Genomic DNA, 18,684 nt, shown 5'->3' on the forward strand with positions numbered 1-18,684 from the left:
GATTGTGCCCCAATTCGCTCTCCCTCTGACGCTCCGCCGCGCCGGAATTAGGAGTCGGTTTGAGTCGGTCTTGAGCGGCCGCATCTTCCCTCTAGGCCGGGCGGCTGGCACATCGGATCGGTGAACCGCCGCTGCACCCCCAGCACCATGCCAACTCGCTTCCAGCCCTCGAAAGGCATGCGACCCGATGATACGGCGGGCAGGCGATGAAGCTGGTGTTCGGTACGACGGCTAACCGTCAGAGCCGCACTTGGGCGGGGGATTGGCGGCGGGCTGCGTAGCACTTGGAATCGTTAGCTGATTATGCTTTGTCGCAAAAATGTCAGGGGTGAGCGTAAAAATCGAAGGCACAGTTCCGTCACCAGACAGTTGGTCGCGGGAGGCCGAGGGATTTGTACGCCTGATGGAGACGCACCCCGTAGGATCGGCTATACTCATTGTTTGCGTTCTCGTGGTACTTATATTACTTCCAGGCGGTGTTGGGCCGTCGTGGGTGAAGTACCGTGGATCGGTGCGCCAGCAGGATCAGAAGCGCGTTCAGGACGTTGAAAGGATAACTAGCGGCATGAGCAAGCGTGCTCGCCGCCGCGCCAGAGGCAAGGCAAAAGAAAGGGGAGAAGCATGACGTTGATCCTGACTTTCGCGGCATTCTTAGCTGCCACGTCCTTTGTCCTTGGCATCTACTTTCGCATCGCAGAATATGACGTGCTCGCCTCGGAGAAGGTTTGGGAGCGTATCGCCCCCGCTGCACAATCCATAGTCGACAACGACAAGGTGCCGGATGAGATTGCGGCTATGGTGGCTGCGTTCGCAGTGATGACCGGCTGCGGTTGCTTCGTAAACTCGGTACTTGTTCACTCGCTGAAAACAAAGCTGGGTGTGCGTGCCCGGGTCGATGACGACGCGGACCGGGTGAAGGAGCAAGTTGCTGCGTTGGACCCTGACGTTCGGCACGCCCTCGCGAATTTGCTTCAGGATTTGCTGATTTTTGACAGCCTGCACGCTCCAATTTTTGGGAGGCTTTGTCGCGTACTTAATCGGGAGGATTTTGCACGCGACAAATACCGTCTGCCGCCCTCAAGCCCGGCTGTCGAACGGGAGGTGATCTTTCGCATCACAACAGCAGCCGAGCCAATTATTGAGCGGAAGAACGAAGCCAAGTTAGAGCTCGTACCCTCATTCTAAGGCTGAAGTACGCACAGCTTTCTCCATTCCGCCACCCGCCCTCAAGCTGGGCGTCGGGCTTGGCGATCCGTCCCTACCGTGCGCCGCGCCCTTAACCCCAAGCCCGCGCCAACTCTCTCGCCGCCGCCCGCGCGAAGACTGTGCCGGCCGAGCCTCTGAGCAACAAAGTACCACGGGGGGCGGGAAAATTGCGGGTCCTACCTCAGGGGCGGAAAAACTGTATGCGGGTGGGGACCGCTTTTCTCCCCTCAGACGTACGTTGGGCGATTAATAGCAGTCTGAAGTTGCAGTCTCAAATGTTCTCCACTTCGCGCTATGTTGGCTTCGAGCTAAGGCTTCGCCCTCCGTCAAAAGGACCGCGATGCGCGCTGGAGCCTGAAGTATACCAAGGCCAAGGTGAAGGAGGGTGCTGATCTCAGGAGCTTCAAGCCGGTGGATCTTGCCATCCCGATGTTCGGCTACAAGAACCACATCGGCATTGACCGTACTCACGGGCTGATCCGGACCTTGGATGCCAGCGCGGCCAACGCCCATGACGGTGTACGGCTGCCTGAGCTCATCAGCAAGCAGAATACCGGTTCAGGCGTATGGGCTGACACGGCCTATCGCTCGAAGAAGAACGAGGCGTTCCTCGAGCGCGGCATGTTCAAGAGCAACATCTACCAGAAGCGCATGCCGCGCCGGCCGCTGCCCCAGCACATCGTCAGAGCCAATGCCAAGCGCTCTGCTGTTCGCTCGGCGGTTGAGCACGTGTTCGCAGGACAGAAACACCGGATGGGTCTGTTCATCCGCACCATCGGCGTCGCCCGTGCCCGCGTCAAAATCGGCATGGCGAACCTGGTCTACAGCTTCCAGCGCCTCGCATGGCTCGAGGGACGAGGTGCGCCCGCATAGCAGGAAAACGGGGCGCCGAGCGGCGCTCCAGCGCCAAAACCCAAGGAACGAGGCCGGAAATGCCAGCCTTCACGGACCCAAAGCCTCGATCACGCCTCTCGCGCCGCCGTGAGGCCAAAAACAGCCGGTTCTTCGAGGTCTCCATCTTGGTCAGTGACCAGCACCCTCACCTCGTCATGTTAGCTGCACTTTCAATCGTCCAAAGGCGGATAGGTGCTCCGTTCAGCCCCGGATGACCGGATCTGGGACATTTCTGCCCTTACTTATCAGCCTTATGGATGACCGGCTTTGCCAGAAGCCGACATCGCGGTGATCGCATCACAAATGGCGGTTAATTCGGAAGCGGTTCCCGATTGTTGCCGTTCAACAACCGACCCCAATTCGGACGAGATCTCATCGCTTGGCTGATGCGTTAAGCTGACACTTCGCGTCGAGTTGATGGAAAGCTAGCTTGACATTAAGCGCCAGCGGAGTAAAGGACGCTTTCCATCGGGTTAGTGGAGTTCCCAGCGTGCATTATCGCTCTCCCGCCATGAAGCGCTACACTAAACGCCTGGCAGTGTGTCTCGCGTTTTACATCGTGCTGATCTTCGGGGTCGGCTACATATTCCGGATCGACCCGCCACTAGGCGCTGCCGCGTGGGTGTTGGCGAGCCTGCCTGCACTTCCCATCCTTGGCGTATTCTGGACTATCTTTCGCCTGCTCGCGGAGGAAAGCGACGAATACATGCGGCATACGTTGATCAGACAGGTGCTCTTCGCGACCAGCTTTTGCCTGTGCATCATGACGGTGTGGGAGTTCCTGCAGAATTACGACGTGGTGAGCCCTGGAACCGGGGGTTTCGGGACGGCCTTTTTCTGGTTCGTCGGTCTGGGGCTAGGCGCCATCGGCAATTCTCTTGTCGCAAGGCGTGAGGCGCTTGAGGAATGAACAATCGCCTCAAGGCACTGCGCGCTGATCGGGGATGGAGCCAGCAGGATCTTGCGGACCGGCTCGGTGTCAGCCGTCAAAGCGTCAACGCGATCGAAAAGGGACGATACGATCCTTCCCTGCCGCTCGCCTTCAAGATCGCCGACACGTTCGGTCTCGCGATCGAGTCAATCTTTCTGAGAGACGGAGACGAAGCATGACTTCCAGCTTACGACTTTTGCTGTCGTGTGCGGCACTGATTTCGTTGAACGCCGCGCCAGCGCAGGCCGCGGGTGCATCGGGTGAGCCCATGTCCTGCCCAGATTTCGAGATTGTCGGACAGGGCCCGGACGTGGTCCTCGTGCCCGGTCTGGGTTCCTCCCCCGAGGTCTGGTCGGATCTTCGTGAGAGCTTTGCGGGAAGCTATCGGCTCCACCTTGTCCATATCGCAGGTTTTGCCGGGCGCTCGCCTGTAGGAGACCCGGCTGACCTGCTCGAACGCAGCCGCGCGGAAATCATCCGGCACCTTGACTGTCAGGGTGTCGCACGCGCCGCTTATGTCGGGCACTCGCTGGGCGGCTTTCTCGGCCTTACGCTTGCAGCCGCGCAGCCCTCGCGGATTGACCGTCTGGTTGTGGTCGATTCGCTGCCCTTCTTTCCCTTGATCTTTGATCCTGCCGCAACGCCGGAGCGCGTCGCCCGTCAGGCTGAAGCGATGCGTTCCGCCTTGCTGGCACAGGATGCGGCATCTTTCGCTGCGAGCCAGCGCGTTGGCGTGCAGTCGCTTGTGCGCGACCCGGCCTATCACGAAAAGGTCGTGGGATGGTCGCTGGCCAGCGACCGGGCGACCTTCGCCGGGGCTGTGCACAAGCTCATGACGACGGACCTGCGTTCGCGCCTTGCCGAGGTCAAGCCGCCTGTCACGATCATCATTGCCGCCAATCGCTTCGCTCCCAGCACGCTGGTCGAGCCGCTTTACCGCGATGCCTATAGAGGTCTTGAGCAGGCGGAGTTCCGGGTGATCGAGGAGTCCTACCACTTTGTCATGTTCGATCAGCCGGAGCGCTTCCGTGAAGCACTGCGAGCTGCCTTGGCCTCCCACAAGGAGTGACAGACCTCGTGAGGCGTGTTGGCTTTTGGTCGTCGGGCATCCTTGGGGCACTGGCCCTGGCCATGGCGTTGGGCGCTTGGATGTTGTTGCCTCCCGAAGTTCCGGTGCCGCCGCGTTCAGACCGGATGATTGCGCAGGTCACAATCTGGAACCCGAGCGAGCCCTTGCGGCCCGATCAGACCATCATCGTCAAAGACGGGCGCATTGCCGAAATCCGGCCCAGTCGCCCGGATGACGATCCTCCGATCTGCCCGGACTGCATCGTCATGCCCGGCCTGATCGACGCCCACATCCACACGCCGCCCCAACTCGCAATCGGCAACCAGCGCCTGTTTTCCCTGCTCTACCTGAAATACGGGGTGACGAGCGTTCGCGATCTTGGCCAGACCGATGACAGCATCGCCGATCTGCAAACCGACATTGCGGCCGGGCGGATTGCCGGCCCGAGGATGTATCGCTGCGGCCCGGTGCTGGATGGCGCGCAGTCAAGTTGGCCCAGCGCCTTGCGGATTGAAGGGGGGGCGCAGGCAGTCAGCGCCGTAAAGACCCTCAAGGCGAGCGGTGCCAGCTGCATCAAGGCCTATACGGGCCTGTCCCGGGATGCCTTTACGGCAGCCGCGACCGAGGCAAAGCGGCAAGGCCTCCCGCTCGTTGGCCATACGCCGCACGCGGTGAACCTGCGCGATGTGTCCGATTTCGAGGTCCAGCATTTCACCGGCCTGCCCTATCTGCGCAGATCGCCGCCTTCGGACTTCGATTATCGCAGTAAGGATGTGTCCGCGATGACCGAAGCCGACATCGCCGAACTGCTGGCGCTGATGAAGGTCAATCGGCTTGCGATCCTGCCCACGCAGGCGAACCAGAAAGCCCGACTGACGGCATCGGACCGGCAGCGCTTCCCTCCGACCGAAGGCCTCCGCCATCTCCCTGCATTCTGGGAGCAGGCGTGGCCGATGATCGTCGCGCACCCCGAAGGTGCCGAGGCCGTCGCAGCCGACCTTGATGGCATTGCAGCCGAACTCGCCTTTGTCGGCAAGGCCCGTCTGGCAGGTATCGATGTGCTGGCGGGAACGGATGTGGTCATGCCCTATGTCGTGCCGGGCGAGTCCCTGCATCTCCAGCTGGCGATGCTCTCCGATGCCTTTGGCGGCGATGAAGCGGCACTCGGCGCTGCAACGGTGGTCAATGGCCGCCATGTTGACCCGGGCAGGATTGGCCGCATCGCGGTGGGCAATTTTTCCGACCTGCTGATCTTGCCCAAGGGCGCGCGTCCCGATCTGGCAGCGGTGCGGGATTGGCGGTTCCTGATGGTTGGCGGCCGAATGTATCCGCGCGCCCAGATCGATGCGGCCGTCGAGCGTTACGACCGGCATTTCCGCGGAGCCTATTACGAGACTGTGATGAACGGGCTCGCCGGCATTCTGGTTTCCAGCTTTGGCCGCCAAGAAAGCCAATAGTCTGGTGCCGTGAAGCCAGCTTTGGCGAGCCGCAGAATGCAGGTGAGACACCGCTCAGATAGCGCCTGAAAGCCGCCGTTCCGCATTCCACCCAGCTTCGGTCATAAGCGCGTGCGCCTCGCGCTCCCGAGAGCTGTATCGCGGCTCTCGGCGGAAGCAGACATTGTCGTTGATGCTCGGGAATGACGGGGTTTGGGGCGGCAGCTGCCGACGTATGCTGCGATTTTGCTGCCGATGGCGATCAGCGCGCTGAATGACCCGCTTTGCCAGATATTGGCGCAAGCCTGCTTGGGCCGTGGATCGCTGCGATCGCACGGTCAGTCACCGCTGCGCGCGTCGTACGGGCCGATGTACGTGGCAGGCGAAACTCCTGGCGGCGCTGCCACGCTTCGGTGGGTTAGCTTCTGTACACATCGTCTCGGCTCGACTTCAAAAGAAATATGTCGAAATTCTATAAGATAATTAGCTAAAACCTCTAACAAAGAAGAAATAAAAGAGTTATTTTGGTGTCGGATTCATACAATCAGAAAAGATAGTTCCGAGATAACCAAAACAAGCAGAGTCGATCACTCCAATATTTTTGAGTCGGCGTCTGACAGCACTTCGCTTAACGGTAAATTGATAACGTTGTCCGCATTTTGCGGATGGTTTTCTTGTGCGACGCCAGCTCGCACTACGAGACTGGCGCGCACCTCATCGGAAGGAGGCCGTGATGCCACAGCTGACTGTTGAAGAACGACTGAAGTCGATCGGGCTCGATCCTGCCCGCAATCTGGAGGATCTGACGGTCGATGGCGGCGAAACGCTCGACCTCGATCCCCGCAACGACCGCTTCAAAGAACACCTCACCATGCTGCCGCTCGATTCCATCCGGCACATCAAACAGGTGATGGGCGTGCCCGACGATGCGGTCGAAAAGATCGATCCGGTCGTGCGTGAACCGATCTTCGACAACCCTCTCCCCGACGCAGGCGTGCGCCTGTCGCGGCGCATCCCGCCGCTGGTGCTTGCCGAGGACGCCTTCCGCGACGTGTCGAACGTCCGGCGCCTCTACGACATCAGTGCCAAGTATGTGTTCGGGGACAGCCGGAACATCGATGACCGGCAGATCGAGGCCGTCGACAAGTGGATCAAGGCGATCAAGATCAGGCTGCCGATTTTCCTCTTCCGGGACATCTACGTCGCCCGGGGCGCGACTCTCAACGTCAACTCGAACGCCCTGTTCGCCAACCATATCACGGTCGAGAACACAGGGCGCATCAAGTTCAAGTCGGGTAGCCACTCAACGGTTTTCGCGGCGAGCTTCAAGGGGCTCTGAACCGCCAGAAGGAGAAATGGACGATGGCTTACAACATCATTCTCAACGGCACCCCCGGTGCCAACGGAACCAACGGTACTGCCGGACAGCAGGGCGGCACGGGTGGTCAGGGCCAGAATGCGGAGTGTCACTGGGACGGCGATGACCCGGGCACGGTCGGCGGACCCGGCAACAACGGCTCGCCCGGATCGAACGGCACCGATGGCTTCAGCGGACAGGACGGCGGTTCCCTGACGATTTCGATCGCGGAGTTCCTGACCGGATTCAACGTTGAAGGCACCGGCGGCAATGGCGGCAACGGCGGCGCGGGCGGTCCCGGTGGCGCAGGCGGCAATGGCGGCAATGGTGGCAACGGCAACGGCTGCGAGCCCGACGAGAACGGCGGGCGCGGAGGCGACGGCGCTGCAGGCGGACGCGGCGGCAACGGCGGCAAGGGCGGTAATGGCGGCACCGTGGTGATCCGCTACACCATCGGCATCCCGGCACCGAGCTACACCGCCGTGGTCGGCGGCGGCCAGGGCGGCACGGGCGGCGCCGGCGGGCCCGGCGGCGTCCCCGGTCAGGGCGGGCGGCGCGGCGGGACCGGCAATAGCGCCGCGCAGGGCAACCCGGGAACCCCCGGCGCGACCGGCATGAACGGTGCCAACGGTTCGATCGGCTCGGCCATCCTTGTCCAGATGCCCTGAGCGAACCGCGACCATGCTCGATGATGCGCTCCTGCATGCCCCGAGCCTTGCGATTGCCGGGCTGCGCGCGATCATCGGCATGATCTTCCTGAGCGCCGGGGTCTCGAAACTGCTCCGGCGCACCAGCCTCGAGCGGATGATGCACCTTCACGGGCTGCGTCATCCGCTCGTGGTCGCATTGGCCGCCGGCGGGCTTGCGACAGCGGAGATCCTCATCGGTCTGGTGATGCTTCTGGGTTGGACCCGCGAGATGGTGGCGATCGGCGCGCTCGCGGCGGTCGCGCTGCTCCTGCTGTTCGGCGCTCTGGCCGGGCGTCTGGCCCAGCGCGGCCAGCCCTTCGAGTGCCGCTGCAGTCCGCTGCTTGCCAGCCACACCTCGGGCACCGCGGTCGCCATTCGCAATCTGGTGCTGGCGGGCGCAGCGCTGGCGATAGTCGGTTCCGGCCCCGTATCCGATGGGAGCATGGCATGGACGCGGCTGTGAGCTTGCTGCGCCGAGCTGAGGCCGCGATCCCATCCGGCCGCGGGGCCAGCGCGCTGTTCGCGATGCTTCGGCCCGACGATGATCCGCAAAGCTGGCGATCGACCCTCAACAATGACGGCGCGCCCTACCAGATCGCCGTCACCGACGCCGGCGCCGACGCCAGTGTGCGCCTGATTGTCGATCCGTTCCGCCTCGGCCGTGACGAGGCCGATCGTGTCGGTCGCAACCTCGCCGCTTTCGACCGGATTGCCCACCGGTGCAGCAGCGCGGCCGCCGCGCGCTGCCGCAGGTTCATGGCCGCGCTGGCGCCTTCCTTCGAAGAGGGTTGCGAGCGGCGCAGCGGCGACATCTGGCTGGCTGCGCTTCCCGGTGCCGCGGGGGTCGGCATCTACGTCACCGCCCGGGGCCGCGCTCCGCAGATCCAATGCACGCGCCTGATTGCGGCGGCGGGGCTGGATCATCACCGCGCGGCAATTGCCGCGATCCACGCATACGGGGCAGTCGAGGCTTACAGCATTCAGGGATCGCGCTGCGATGATCTGGCGATCAACATCTACTGGAAACCGCGGGGCGGGACGCCGCTGCCGCCAGCGATCAATTTCGAGCCGCCGGCCCTTTCGCCGGGTTCGCCCCCGACGGCGCTGGCGCGTGCGCCGCTTGGCGCGATGACCTTGTGCAGCACCTTCGCGGTGCTCGGCAGCGGCCGGGGCAGCAAGATCGACCTGTGCAACCACTGCCTCGGCCTCGACCTTGCCGCTAGCCTCGAGATCCTGGGCCGGTTCTGCGATCTCTCGCCGGCCTTCGTGCGCGGCGCCGGAGATATGCTTGCCGGCGAGGATGCCGAGATCGCATTCCTTGGTGTCCGGGTCCGCCCGTCAGGCGATCGCGCCTATCTCTATCTCAAACCTGCGGCGAGCGCTTGCCAGAGCGTCCCGCACCTCGTCGAGGGAGCAACCTGTCGATGACCCTATGCGGCGCAACATACGACGGCGACTACTGCGAAGCCTATGGGCCCCTCTATATCGACCGCTGGCCGGAGAAACACGCGACCAATCTTGCAATCCTCGATTTCCTGATCGGGGATCGAAGTGAAACGCGATGGCTCGATCTGGCGTGCGGTCAGGCGTGGCACTTCGCGCGCATGGCCGGCCGTGCGCGCATGACCGGCGTCGATGCGAGCCCGGCGCAACTCGCCATGGCCCGCGCGGCCGCGCCGCATGCGGTCTTCATGGAGGCCGATCTGCGCGCCTTCGCCCCCGAACCGGGGAGCTTCAATCTCGTGACACTGTTCTGGGGCGCCTATTGCTACCTTGCCGAATGGGAGCAGATGGCGCGGATGATCGAGCGGGCCGTGGCGGGCTTGGCACCGGGTGGTTCGCTCTACATCGAGGTGCTGCCGATCGAGGCGATCCCAAGCTTCAACGCGTCCCGCTTCGCCGCAGAAACGGGATTTCGCGCCCGCAGGGTGGGGCACAGCCAGCACTGGATTTACCGCGACCGGGGCGGATTTCACAGGATGCTGAGCCCGCCGGCTACGGGCTTCATCGACCTTTTGGCGGACCGCTTCGAGAGGGTCCGCCTACATGACGATGGCCGCTTCATGCGGCATCTGGTCGCGCACCGCCGCACGGTTTGAAGAGCGCGCAAGGCGGGTTGTCAGCGACTTGCGGCAATGAGCGGGGCCGATGCGCGCTCCCGAAGGCCGCATGGCGGCTTTCGGCGGAAGCCGCCGCCCGATCTGATGATCACTTATGACCGCCTCTGGGTCGAAAGCTGCCGACGACTTATTCGCTAATCGGAGGGCATTTCTCCGCATCGGTGAAGAACTGGTAGACGACGCCGTTCGTCAGGAGCGCGATGCGGGCATCGGTTGCCACTAGATAGAGGTAGAGCTGGCTGTTTTGCCTGATCGAGAGCTCACCGCTGGCCGGCTAGCGCTCGACGAGCATCTGGATCTGGTCGGCGACTCAGCTGAACGCTGATCGTCGGAGAATGACAGTTGGACGGGTGGCAATTCCCGCCACTGCAAGCAAGTCCCATCGCGCTTCGGGAGACAGTTAGGAGGGTGCTTGGTTCCGTAGAAGATGGTTGTCCGCCGATCGCGCGCACGGGTGAAGGGGGCACAATCGGCGGAGGACCAGATCCGCAGACCAATCGCGGGTGAGACGCTTGACTGCGGAGGCCGGGATAGCTGGCCGCCGTTTCGATGATCAGAAGCGAGGCATCCGCAAAACTACAAAGCTCTGACACCGGCATTGCCTGATCTCGCTATGGCGGCGACCGTATCGCCACAATGACAATCCAAGCTGTCAAGGTTGCGCGACCCTCATGCCTAACTTAGACTAGGATGGCCCCTCTGTCCCAAACATGCGGGGGCCGGGGCGGTGGACCGCGACCCTGGTCGCAGCCGCCCCGTACAAACTCTAGCGCACAGAGAAGTCGAAAATCGGCACTGTCATCGCGCTATTCGTCCCGCCTGCACCGAGCGAAAAGATGAAACAATACTCGCCCGGCGGCAGAGGGGCGGCAGGCGTGACCTCATAGTGGCCCGGACGCACCTCCTTACTGCTAAAGGGGATGCGGTCCTTGTCCATCACGCCGCTCTTGGCGCCCGCGATTTTGAGGCTGCCGGCGCGCGCTTCGCGCCGCCCCTTCCTCGATTCGAACTCTACCAACGTGAACTCGGCTGGCGAGGCCACAAACGTGTTTGCCCCGCTCGGCCAAATGTTGCTTTCTTGCCCCTTCGACTCGTCATCAAAGAAGAAGTAGAACTTGGGCGTCGCGTTAGTGTCGATCGGGGTGGAACCGGACATTCGATCACGGCTCCGTGAATGGCCAGGTCTGGTCGGCAGCCGCCACGGCTCCAGTCCGGCCGCGAACGACGGCTTTGCCCCGTTTCTGGAAAAATCCCGCCATTCAGCAATCGACCCCTAACCAGACATCTGGCAGCCGCTCGCCAAGGCTTAAGGTCGGACGGGCAAGCCCTTGCGTGCGTGGCCAGGGCTGGGCGTTTGTGGGCCAGATTCGGTGGGCGAGAGGATCGCAAAGACTTAGGCCGTGACCGGGGGAGTGGGACGGGCGTTGTAAAGAACGTCGACACTTCCTTTCTGGCGACCGGCGAGTTATCTAATTTTTAGTCCGGCTCATGAGTGTGCCGATTCTCAACGGATCGTATTTCATCATAAGGGGGAAACATGAAGGCTTTATCGTATCTCATAGCAACATCGGTTGTTGCAGGATTTTCTGCTCCTGTGAGTGCTGCGACGTTGATCGGGGACACAGTGAACTGCTTTCGGAACGGGGTTGCTTGTTCAGGAACTTCGAGCGCGATCGTATCGGGAGGGTTGGAGTTTGATCGGTCAAGTTCAACCTACAATTTTGATGCCAACGGCCTAACGGTCACGACCTTTTTGACTAATGGTAGTTCCTTTGTGACCCCGTTGGTCTACAGTTTTGAGAACTCCACTAACCCTTTTCAATCGTTTAGCAATCTTTCGATTACGGGCTTTTCGAATTTTGATTCTAGTCGCGTTAACTTCGCAAATGGTCGTATATCAATTGACCTTAGTGGGGTAAACAGTAATGGACGAGTGTCGCTCAACTTAGCAACCAGTGGTGCAGTCCCTGAGCCCGCCACTTGGGCCATGCTCATCCTAGGCTTCTTCGGCGTAGGTGCAGCGATCCGTTCGGCGCGGCGGAAGCAAAACGTCACCGTAAGTTACGCCTGACGCTTCCAACCCCATGATTTAGCGGAGCGCCATCAGCCTTAGGCTGGTGGCGTTTCAATTTGTTGCGTCACCGCAGTTTGGCACTGCTCCGAGGACTTCACCTGACCTTAGAGCGTTGCGTCGATGTCTCTTACCGATAGCCGCCATTCAGCTAACCACCCAGCACTGGTCATAAGCCGCCCCCCAGCGCCATCCCGAAAGCAGCATGGCAGCTTCAGCCGCCGAAAGGCGACATTAACGCGAATCTGCGACCCTTCCGCGTTTCGGCCACAGGGAAGCAAACTGATGATCCGCCAAAGCTTCTATGCTCTCGCGTGCACCGCCCTTTCATGGACGATGTCCGACGCAACGCACGCTCAGGTGATCGAGGGACAGGCCGAGGTGATAGATGGCGACTCGCTCGCCGTTGCCGGAACAGAACTGCGCTTGTTCGGGATCGACGCCCCTGAATACACTCAGTCATGCTATGCCAATGGGGTTCAGGTGACTTGCGGAACGATGGCGAAAGAGGTGCTGGAAGGCATGATCGCGGGTAGCACCGTCAGCTGTTCGCCTGTGGGCACCGACGCCTACGGCCGCACAGTGGCCCGATGCCACACGTCGGGCGTCGATATTGCAGGCGCTCTTGTGGAGGCCGGTTGGGCGACCGCGTTCCGCCGCTATTCGAATGATTACGTCGCCGTCGAGATGCGCGCGCGGGCCAATCGAACCGGCATCTGGCAATGGGATTTCCTGATGCCAGAGGATTTTCGCAATAGCCAACGGGCTGAGCGTGAGCCCGCGCGCCTCGCTCGAACGGGTCCGCAGACCGTAGCGCTGCCCCGCCGATACGAGCGTGACGGTCAGTGCCTGATCAAAGGCAATCACTCGCGCCGAGGTGATTGGATCTATCACTTGCCGGGCATGCCCTATTACGATGCGACCAGGGCGGAAGCCTTCTTCTGCACCGAGGCACAAGCACAGGCCGCCGGCTACCGTCGGGCAATCGTGCGCTGACCAGGCCGTGCGAAGACTGGCGCGAGCGGTTCCGCTTAGCAGACGGAAGTCGGACCCTGTGTCTCAACACACTTAGGCACCGTCATCTAACTGCAGCTACGGGGCCCTGCACCTATCCCGCGCAATGTCTCAGCGATGGCCCGTTCCGGCAAAAGCGGTCGGTCTGGCGTAAATTGAGGAAAGACCGGGTCTGGGTCGGTACCTGCCCCTGCGGTGATTATGCCGCAAATGGAGGCTCTGCAGAGTTCAGTTTTCGAAACCCGGCAAGCGGCAATCGACCCCGTAGCCGTCAGCAGCACGTGTCGGATCAGATGCGCTCCAGCGACAAGAAAGTGGCTCCGCCAGCTCGATAGCGATGCAATCGCCGGCACGCACACGCCCGCGCTTCAACACAACGGACATGCGTTACCGCCGATGCCGAACCGGGCGCGCATGTTCGCGACCAGAGTGTTGCGGTCCCCGAGGCCGGCGAGCAGCTTGTCGGGGTTGGCCCCAGCCGCGAGAGCGGTCATCGCCTCTCGTTCCACCCCGCGACTGTCAGGCGATGCAAGCACTTTGCTGATCGAGGCGCGCGTGGCGGCGGCGCCTTGAGCGTAAGCGGTTACTCGCTCCCTTTCGATCTCGGCCTTATCGATCGACGCCTTCAGCTTCGGCGCGGCAGCCGCTTTGGCGACCGGCATTGAGACTTTGAGTTCGCGGGCAAGGTCGGCTTTCTGCCAGTCGGATAGCTCGGCGAGCATGTCGGCGGCCGAGAGGGCGTCGAAGCGGATCATGCCGCCGCTTGCGTTCTTTACGAGCAGGCTGGCGCGCTTACGGGTTTCGCGGCCAGTTTCGGCGCTCTCGAGCTTGCCGCCGCTGACCTTCATGCCTGAGGTCATGATGGCCATAATGCCGGTGTAGGAATGGGAACTCATCTTCTAATCCTTTCGTCACGTGGTGAGGGGGTGGGGATGGTGCTCGGTGTGGGCGCCGAATTTGGGGCGGGGGCGATCATGCTGGCAACCAACGGTCGAGCTCTTCGCGCATTCGCTGCGCGCGGTGCCCAGCGTCAGTGCCGCACTCTTGCTCGCTGATCTCTTCAAGATGTTCGTCGATCGCCTGTTCGGCGTCGGCAACGACCTGGTGGCCTGACACTTGATCCAGAGCCTTCTGCAGGTAGGCCAGCTGCACCGCATAAGGCTTGGCATCGAACTCAGCCGGCAAAAGGCTTCCGAAGTTGCCGAACCGGAGAAACGGGGGGTGGCGGTGAATACCGCTCCTCACGATTTCGTCGCAGGTGGAGAAGAGTGCGGCTTCATGTGCCTGCGGGATCGATTCGCCCTTTTTGGCGCGACCGATGTAATTCGTGGGCACACCTGAACGTTGGTGCAGGGCTCTCTGACTGCCGAGGATGTTGGCTGCGATCGTGACGAGGTAAGGCAGCTCGCCTCGGCTATTTCCGGCAACCGATGAGTCCACCATGTCACTGGCAGGAACGTCATCGCACGCACTTTGCGAAAAGTGCGCCACTTCAGTGGAATCTCTTCCACCCTCTTTAGAGGAATATCTTACCTCTCTTAGAGAAGTATCTTGGGGAGCGGTTTTCGGCAGAATTCCGCGGGTTTCAGAATTCGGCTCGCCAACTTTCTCGGCATCGTAATTGGCGAGTTCGCCAACTTCCTCGGCAGAATTGTTGGCCAACTCGCCAACTTTCCGCTCGCGAGCGTGCCATGCTTTCTTGCATCCTTCGCCGATGAAAGATTGGTCAAACGGCCAAAGTTTTGGGTCGGCGAGATGATCGGGAATAACCCGGATGACCTCAAGGCGCTTGCCGCCCTGCCGAGGCTCAAGTTGGAAGTAGCCAGTCTCTTCGAGGTGCTTCCGGCGCTTGATGAGCGTGTAGTAGTCGCATCCGACTTCGGCCGCGAGCGTCTTGGTCGATGCGGTGCAGCCAGCCCCGACACCAGTCGTCAGCGAACCGCGATCATGCCACCCCACGACCATCATGAGGCGAAGATCCGTCGCACTCTGGCGGGTGTCGACCGCGGCACGCATCGGCAGCATGGAGACGTAAGACGGGCGCTTATCGGCCATGTCATGCCGCCTCGCCTTCGCCGGCGCCGGTAAGGTCGACGAAGAGCAGGCCGCGCTGCTCAGCAAGCTCACGTGCGAACGTGCGGGCCTCCTCGGCGTTCGGCAGGAAGTGGCCCCGCTCCCGATGCGGGCCAGCGGTGCGAACACTGACCAAGCAAAACGGGTCGGGCAGGGCGCGCTCGGCGAGCACCATGCCTGCGATGCGGGCGGGGGCGCTCACGGCAGCCACTCCTGCCCCAGACCTTCGGCCGGGTCAGCGATCGGGCAGCCCGGGCCTTCGCACCATGCGCGGTTCTCGAGCGAGGTGGAGATCTCGTCTTCGCTGCACTCGCCCTGCGGGTCATCCTCTTCCGGCTCGTCATCCACCTCGCCCGGGTCGCTGATGCTGCAACCGGGGCCGAAGTCGATCTCGGCGGGCATCGGCGTGAAGTCGTCTTCCGTCGCGCAGGTTTCCTCATCGGCATCGCCGTCGAGCAGGTCGAGCAACGCGACGCTGATCTCTGCGAAGGCCTCGATCTTGCTGCGATCGAAGCGCGACAGGATCCGCATGACGGGTGCGGCCGGGGCGAGTCCGGCGATCAGAGTGAGGGGCTCAGCGGACATCGCGACGGGCCTCCAATTGGCCAAGGTCCCCGAGGCTTTCCCAAGCGCGCAGATGCGCCGGGTTGCTGGGATCGAAGGGCGGGACATCAGCGCGCAGTGGGCGCGGGCGAGGGGTGAAGGGGATCACGTCCCCATGCGGGCGAGGGGCAATCATGCCGCGATCTCCGACTGAAACGACGCTTCGATGTCGCTGCGCCGGAAGTAGAGCCTGCGGCCCTTGCGGATGACCGGAAGCTGTCCGGTCTCGACCATTTTGTAGACCTGCCACTGGGTAAGCACGCCCGGATAAGCGGCCTCGACGCCCTTCGCGCCCTTGAGAAGATCAATGTCTGCCACGTTTGTCTCCATTGATGAACAATATTGCTATTGCGCTTCGCTTAGTTGCATTTGGCGGGACTTTGTGCAAGCGGAAAAACAATATCGCTGTTGTGAAGGCCCGATGACGCCCCTTAGCCGAGCTACCCTATTGCGCTTGCTGTCAGCGCTTCATGGCGTTCCGCCTGCTCGGGAAACTGCGCTTATCGGCCGGGTGCAGCACCTTCAGCGCATGGGTTTCCCGGCTGGGGTCAACGTGGGATCGGGGCAGCGAGCGGAATACGACGCTCCCGCGATTGTCCGAATACTTTTCGCCTTTGAGCTCATGCAATTTGGGCTCAGGCCAGAACGTGCGGTGATGATTGTTCGGGCGATGGGATGGGAGCTCGCCGCTCGCATAGCTGGTCGGGCTGGCGAACAATTGTGCTCTGGCCTCGATCCACGAGAATACGAAGAAGGGGTGGGCGAAACCTATGAAGCGGCGGATCTCGTTCTCTTTGATCCGCTGGGGCTGATCGGGCTTGCTGATCCGAAAGACGAAGGATGGGCCACCGCCCAAACGCTTCTTGTGACCCCACGGTCAGAGTTAGCGCACGCGGTCGATGCGATCGGGTTGGACCGGCGACATGCTGTCTTCAACGCGACGCACCTTCTGATTGAGGCGGCGCTCTACCTTTCGGACAATGAGGGTTTAGACCTGCAGTCATTTGGCAAGGCGTTGCGTGATTGGGCCATCGTAACAGATGCGGTAGAACGCGATGACTAGCGTTCGGCGCCGCACCTGGACCGCACCGGATGGCGAAGAGCGCACGGCGTGGTTGGTCGACTATCGGGACGCGGCTGGAAAGCGCCGGTCGAAACAGTTCGCTCGGAAGAAGGATGCGGATGCATGGCGGGTCACTGCCGAGCATCAGGTGGTGACCGGCACGCATACCCCAGACAGCGAATCCATTACGGTCGAGAAGGCCGGCGAGCAGTGGCTAAAGGGGCTCAAGGCCATGAAGGATGACCCGCTCGAGCCGACTACGATCGCGGCCTATGACCAGCACGTGCGATTGCACATCAACCCGCGGCTGGGGGCGCAGCGCCTTTCGCAGCTGACCGCGCCAGCCGTGCGCCGCTTCCTCGATGCGCTGATGAAAGACCTCTCCCGGCCTATGGCGGTGCGCGTCTTCCGCACGTTCAAGGCCCTGATCACGGATGCGCAGGAACGGGGACAGGTGGCGCAGAATGTCGCCCTCGCGGTCAAGATCCGGAAGGCACCGCGCGAGCGTTCAAAGGCCACCCCGCCGCCGAAAGCCGACCTGAAGGCAATCTTGGCCGCCGCCGAGAAGAGTAAGGACGCAAAGGCCCGCGCCATCGTCGAACTGGCGATCTTCACCGGCATGAGGGCGAGCGAGCTCCGCGGTTTGCCCTGGTCTAATCTCGAGCTTCGCGAGGGCACGGTGCGCGTTGATCGGCGCGCCGACGCTAAGGGCATCATCGGCCCGCCGAAGTCGGGCGCCGGCAACAGGATTATCGCTCTGCCGCCCCGGGTGGTGAAGGTGTTGAAGGAATGGAAACTTGCCTGCCCGGCGCACGAAGCCGACCTCGTGTTTCCCAGCGCCAAGGGCAAGCCGCTCTCGCACCACGTCCTGATGAAGTTTCACGTCTCCCCGCTGCTCACCGCGGCTGGCACGCCGCACCAAGGGATGCACGCCTTCAGGCACGCGGCGGCCTCGCTATGGATCGAACAAGGGCTAAACCCCAAGCGGGTGCAGACGCTCATGGGGCACAAGTCGATCCAGGTGACCTTCGACACCTACGGGCACCTGTTCGAACAGCGCGACCGTGACGCAAGCGATGCTGCAGCGATCGAGCGGGCGCTTTTTGGCGATGCAACATGAGTGCAACATGAGGTCGGAGAGGCCTGCTTTCCGTAGCGGCAGGAACGTTCTCTGACTCCGTCAATCAAGGTTCGAATCCTTGCGGGGCATCCAGCCATGAGCGACCAACCCTGCGCGCCACGCTCTGCCCGGCGGCTGCGTTGGATAGGCGCCTCTGCCGGTGGCGGCGCGGCTTGACCCGCCTGTCCCCCGCGCCGATAGACGGTCGGCGATGCTCTCGCAGAAGACCCGTTACGCGATCCGCGCCATGCAGCACCTTGCCGACCACTATGGCAAGGGCCCGGTGCAACTGGCCGAGATCGCAGAGCGGCAGAACATCCCGGCGAAGTTCCTGACCGTGATCCTTTCCGAGCTCACCCGCTTCGGTCTCGTCGCCTCGCAGCGCGGGCGCGAGGGTGGCTACTGGCTCGCGATTGCGCCCGTCGACATCACCTATGGGGACCTCATCCGCCACATGCGGGGCAGCCTTGCGCTGGTTCCGTGCGCGAGCCGCTACGCGCACGAGAAGTGCAAGAATTGCGTCGAGGAAGGCGAGTGCCGCACGCGGGCGCTTATGCTCGACGTGCGCGACCGGACAGCGCAGATCCTCGATCAGGTGCGACTGTCAGACCCGATCGCACCCGTGCCCCCCTTCGACGCGGACGCGGCGACCGGCTGACGCGGCCCGTCGCGACAATCCCACCTTTCATGCCCCTACAGAAAATCTGCGTGGCGCAGCGTATTGTCAACCAATTCACTTGAGTTTAAGTCCGTCGCTGCGGACCCGCTTCCGCGCAACGAAAGGCCCGATCATGGACCGTGATGCGAAACCTTATGTCGAGCCCGGACGGCGGGCCGACGCCCTCGGCGTGGTCAGCGAAGCGCTGTCCCGCATGCGCTACGGCGCGATCCAGCTGATCGTGCACGACGGCAAGGTCATGCAGGTCGACGTGACCGAGAGGACGCGGCTGGCCGATTGAAGGCTGAACGTGACCAAACCCACCACCCCATCAGGGACTGGCAGACCGGACCGCCGGATGCATGCCCGCTTGCAAAGGC

22 protein-coding genes and 1 pseudogene are annotated in these 18,684 nt (G+C 62.2%); 17 read left to right on the plus strand and 6 right to left on the minus strand.

Going from position 1 to position 18,684, the window contains the following annotated elements:
• Nucleotides 1–621 precede the first annotated feature (621 nt).
• The 11 genes and pseudogenes from CBR61_RS04535 to CBR61_RS04585 all read left to right on the plus strand — a co-directional run bounded on the left by CBR61_RS04535 (nt 622) and on the right by CBR61_RS04585 (nt 9,681).
• Complete coding sequence (locus CBR61_RS04535) at nt 622–1,185, plus strand: hypothetical protein (protein WP_088913287.1); 564 nt, start codon at nt 622–624, stop codon at nt 1,183–1,185.
• 345 nt (nt 1,186–1,530) lie between these two features.
• Nucleotides 1,531–2,079 (plus strand): annotated as a pseudogene (locus CBR61_RS04540) (transposase); the annotation flags it as partial.
• Between the two features lie 532 nt (nt 2,080–2,611).
• The gene (locus CBR61_RS04545) at nt 2,612–3,010 is read left to right on the plus strand and encodes a hypothetical protein (RefSeq protein ID WP_088913288.1); all 399 of its coding nucleotides are present in this window, start codon (nt 2,612–2,614) and stop codon (nt 3,008–3,010) included.
• On the plus strand, nt 3,007–3,210 hold the full coding sequence (locus CBR61_RS04550; RefSeq protein WP_088913289.1) for a helix-turn-helix transcriptional regulator: 204 nt from the start codon (nt 3,007–3,009) through the stop codon (nt 3,208–3,210). The genes CBR61_RS04545 and CBR61_RS04550 overlap by 4 nt, the downstream gene beginning before the upstream one ends.
• The gene (locus CBR61_RS04555) at nt 3,207–4,100 is read left to right on the plus strand and encodes an alpha/beta fold hydrolase (protein ID WP_088913290.1); all 894 of its coding nucleotides are present in this window, start codon (nt 3,207–3,209) and stop codon (nt 4,098–4,100) included. The genes CBR61_RS04550 and CBR61_RS04555 overlap by 4 nt, the downstream gene beginning before the upstream one ends.
• A complete protein-coding gene (locus tag CBR61_RS04560; protein ID WP_172835917.1) occupies nt 4,097–5,557 on the plus strand; it encodes an amidohydrolase family protein in 1,461 nt (486 codons plus the stop codon). The genes CBR61_RS04555 and CBR61_RS04560 overlap by 4 nt, the downstream gene beginning before the upstream one ends.
• 712 nt (nt 5,558–6,269) lie before the next feature.
• Complete coding sequence (locus tag CBR61_RS04565; RefSeq protein ID WP_088913292.1) at nt 6,270–6,875, plus strand: hypothetical protein; 606 nt, start codon at nt 6,270–6,272, stop codon at nt 6,873–6,875.
• Between the two features lie 23 nt (nt 6,876–6,898).
• Nucleotides 6,899–7,561 carry a hypothetical protein gene (locus CBR61_RS17210; protein ID WP_088913293.1) on the plus strand — a complete coding sequence of 221 codons (663 nt, stop codon included), beginning with the start codon at nt 6,899–6,901 and terminating at the stop codon, nt 7,559–7,561.
• Between the two features lie 13 nt (nt 7,562–7,574).
• On the plus strand, nt 7,575–8,045 hold the full coding sequence (locus CBR61_RS04575; RefSeq protein WP_088913294.1) for a MauE/DoxX family redox-associated membrane protein: 471 nt from the start codon (nt 7,575–7,577) through the stop codon (nt 8,043–8,045).
• A complete protein-coding gene (locus CBR61_RS04580; protein WP_088913295.1) occupies nt 8,030–9,010 on the plus strand; it encodes a hypothetical protein in 981 nt (326 codons plus the stop codon). The genes CBR61_RS04575 and CBR61_RS04580 overlap by 16 nt, the downstream gene beginning before the upstream one ends.
• Complete coding sequence (locus CBR61_RS04585; protein WP_157696494.1) at nt 8,965–9,681, plus strand: class I SAM-dependent methyltransferase; 717 nt, start codon at nt 8,965–8,967, stop codon at nt 9,679–9,681. Before CBR61_RS04580 ends, CBR61_RS04585 begins: the two co-directional genes overlap by 46 nt.
• Before the next feature lie 787 nt (nt 9,682–10,468).
• On the opposite strand, the gene CBR61_RS04590 is transcribed toward CBR61_RS04585, so the two are convergent.
• Nucleotides 10,469–10,858 carry a hypothetical protein gene (locus CBR61_RS04590; protein ID WP_088913297.1) on the minus strand — a complete coding sequence of 130 codons (390 nt, stop codon included), beginning with the start codon at nt 10,856–10,858 and terminating at the stop codon, nt 10,469–10,471.
• Nucleotides 10,859–11,239: 381 nt separating this feature from the next.
• On the opposite strand from CBR61_RS04590, the gene CBR61_RS17285 reads away from it, so the two are divergent.
• Both CBR61_RS17285 and CBR61_RS04600 read left to right on the plus strand, forming a co-directional pair.
• Nucleotides 11,240–11,773 (plus strand): PEPxxWA-CTERM sorting domain-containing protein, encoded by a 534-nt coding sequence (locus tag CBR61_RS17285; protein ID WP_088913298.1) that lies wholly within the window; start codon nt 11,240–11,242, stop codon nt 11,771–11,773.
• Between the two features lie 285 nt (nt 11,774–12,058).
• Complete coding sequence (locus CBR61_RS04600) at nt 12,059–12,769, plus strand: thermonuclease family protein (RefSeq protein WP_157696495.1); 711 nt, start codon at nt 12,059–12,061, stop codon at nt 12,767–12,769.
• Between the two features lie 386 nt (nt 12,770–13,155).
• Here the strand turns inward: CBR61_RS04600 and CBR61_RS04605 are convergent, their stop codons facing one another.
• The 5 genes from CBR61_RS04605 to CBR61_RS04630 form a co-directional block, all read right to left on the minus strand.
• A complete protein-coding gene (locus CBR61_RS04605) occupies nt 13,156–13,683 on the minus strand; it encodes a hypothetical protein (RefSeq protein ID WP_157696496.1) in 528 nt (175 codons plus the stop codon).
• A 76-nt stretch (nt 13,684–13,759) separates the two neighbouring features.
• On the minus strand, nt 13,760–14,842 hold the full coding sequence (locus CBR61_RS04610) for a hypothetical protein (protein WP_088913301.1): 1,083 nt from the start codon (nt 14,840–14,842) through the stop codon (nt 13,760–13,762).
• A 1-nt stretch (nt 14,843) separates the two neighbouring features.
• A complete protein-coding gene (locus CBR61_RS04615; protein WP_157696497.1) occupies nt 14,844–15,062 on the minus strand; it encodes a hypothetical protein in 219 nt (72 codons plus the stop codon).
• Nucleotides 15,059–15,445, minus strand: a complete 387-nt coding sequence (locus CBR61_RS04620) for a hypothetical protein (RefSeq protein ID WP_157696498.1) — start codon at nt 15,443–15,445, stop codon at nt 15,059–15,061. The genes CBR61_RS04615 and CBR61_RS04620 overlap by 4 nt, the downstream gene beginning before the upstream one ends.
• 150 nt (nt 15,446–15,595) lie before the next feature.
• Nucleotides 15,596–15,781: a helix-turn-helix domain-containing protein gene (locus CBR61_RS04630; protein ID WP_233996857.1), complete on the minus strand. Its 186-nt coding sequence runs from the start codon at nt 15,779–15,781 to the stop codon at nt 15,596–15,598.
• Here CBR61_RS04630 and CBR61_RS04635 point away from each other — a divergent pair.
• The 4 genes from CBR61_RS04635 (at nt 15,771) to CBR61_RS04650 (ending at nt 18,605) form a co-directional block, all read left to right on the plus strand.
• Entirely contained in the window at nt 15,771–16,526 is a 756-nt protein-coding gene (locus CBR61_RS04635) for a hypothetical protein (RefSeq protein ID WP_172835896.1), read from the plus strand. The genes CBR61_RS04630 and CBR61_RS04635 overlap by 11 nt on opposite strands.
• On the plus strand, nt 16,519–17,646 hold the full coding sequence (locus CBR61_RS04640; RefSeq protein WP_088913307.1) for a tyrosine-type recombinase/integrase: 1,128 nt from the start codon (nt 16,519–16,521) through the stop codon (nt 17,644–17,646). The genes CBR61_RS04635 and CBR61_RS04640 overlap by 8 nt, the downstream gene beginning before the upstream one ends.
• A 211-nt stretch (nt 17,647–17,857) precedes the next feature.
• A complete protein-coding gene (locus CBR61_RS04645; RefSeq protein WP_088913308.1) occupies nt 17,858–18,304 on the plus strand; it encodes an RrF2 family transcriptional regulator in 447 nt (148 codons plus the stop codon).
• 133 nt (nt 18,305–18,437) lie between these two features.
• Nucleotides 18,438–18,605, plus strand: a complete 168-nt coding sequence (locus CBR61_RS04650; RefSeq protein ID WP_088913309.1) for a YezD family protein — start codon at nt 18,438–18,440, stop codon at nt 18,603–18,605.
• Nucleotides 18,606–18,684 lie beyond the last annotated feature (79 nt).

The sequence above is a fragment of the Porphyrobacter sp. CACIAM 03H1 genome (genome assembly GCF_002215495.1).
Classification (GTDB): Bacteria; Pseudomonadota; Alphaproteobacteria; order Sphingomonadales; family Sphingomonadaceae; genus Erythrobacter.

What these genes read in the sequence shown, in the direction of transcription:
- CBR61_RS04535 (WP_088913287.1), top strand. Translation starts at nt 622, where the DNA reads ATGACGTTGATCCTGACTTTCGCGGCATTCTTAGCTGCCACGTCCTTT.
- CBR61_RS04545 (WP_088913288.1), top strand. Translation starts at nt 2,612, where the DNA reads ATGAAGCGCTACACTAAACGCCTGGCAGTGTGTCTCGCGTTTTACATC.
- CBR61_RS04550 (WP_088913289.1), top strand. Translation starts at nt 3,007, where the DNA reads ATGAACAATCGCCTCAAGGCACTGCGCGCTGATCGGGGATGGAGCCAG.
- CBR61_RS04555 (WP_088913290.1), top strand. Translation starts at nt 3,207, where the DNA reads ATGACTTCCAGCTTACGACTTTTGCTGTCGTGTGCGGCACTGATTTCG.
- CBR61_RS04565 (WP_088913292.1), top strand. Translation starts at nt 6,270, where the DNA reads ATGCCACAGCTGACTGTTGAAGAACGACTGAAGTCGATCGGGCTCGAT.
- CBR61_RS17210 (WP_088913293.1), top strand. Translation starts at nt 6,899, where the DNA reads ATGGCTTACAACATCATTCTCAACGGCACCCCCGGTGCCAACGGAACC.
- CBR61_RS04575 (WP_088913294.1), top strand. Translation starts at nt 7,575, where the DNA reads ATGCTCGATGATGCGCTCCTGCATGCCCCGAGCCTTGCGATTGCCGGG.
- CBR61_RS04580 (WP_088913295.1), top strand. Translation starts at nt 8,030, where the DNA reads ATGGACGCGGCTGTGAGCTTGCTGCGCCGAGCTGAGGCCGCGATCCCA.
- CBR61_RS04590 (WP_088913297.1), bottom strand. Translation starts at nt 10,858, where the DNA reads ATGTCCGGTTCCACCCCGATCGACACTAACGCGACGCCCAAGTTCTAC.
- CBR61_RS17285 (WP_088913298.1), top strand. Translation starts at nt 11,240, where the DNA reads ATGAAGGCTTTATCGTATCTCATAGCAACATCGGTTGTTGCAGGATTT.
- CBR61_RS04600 (WP_157696495.1), top strand. Translation starts at nt 12,059, where the DNA reads ATGATCCGCCAAAGCTTCTATGCTCTCGCGTGCACCGCCCTTTCATGG.
- CBR61_RS04605 (WP_157696496.1), bottom strand. Translation starts at nt 13,683, where the DNA reads ATGAGTTCCCATTCCTACACCGGCATTATGGCCATCATGACCTCAGGC.
- CBR61_RS04610 (WP_088913301.1), bottom strand. Translation starts at nt 14,842, where the DNA reads ATGGCCGATAAGCGCCCGTCTTACGTCTCCATGCTGCCGATGCGTGCC.
- CBR61_RS04620 (WP_157696498.1), bottom strand. Translation starts at nt 15,445, where the DNA reads ATGTCCGCTGAGCCCCTCACTCTGATCGCCGGACTCGCCCCGGCCGCA.
- CBR61_RS04635 (WP_172835896.1), top strand. Translation starts at nt 15,771, where the DNA reads ATGTCTGCCACGTTTGTCTCCATTGATGAACAATATTGCTATTGCGCT.
- CBR61_RS04640 (WP_088913307.1), top strand. Translation starts at nt 16,519, where the DNA reads ATGACTAGCGTTCGGCGCCGCACCTGGACCGCACCGGATGGCGAAGAG.
- CBR61_RS04645 (WP_088913308.1), top strand. Translation starts at nt 17,858, where the DNA reads ATGCTCTCGCAGAAGACCCGTTACGCGATCCGCGCCATGCAGCACCTT.
- CBR61_RS04650 (WP_088913309.1), top strand. Translation starts at nt 18,438, where the DNA reads ATGGACCGTGATGCGAAACCTTATGTCGAGCCCGGACGGCGGGCCGAC.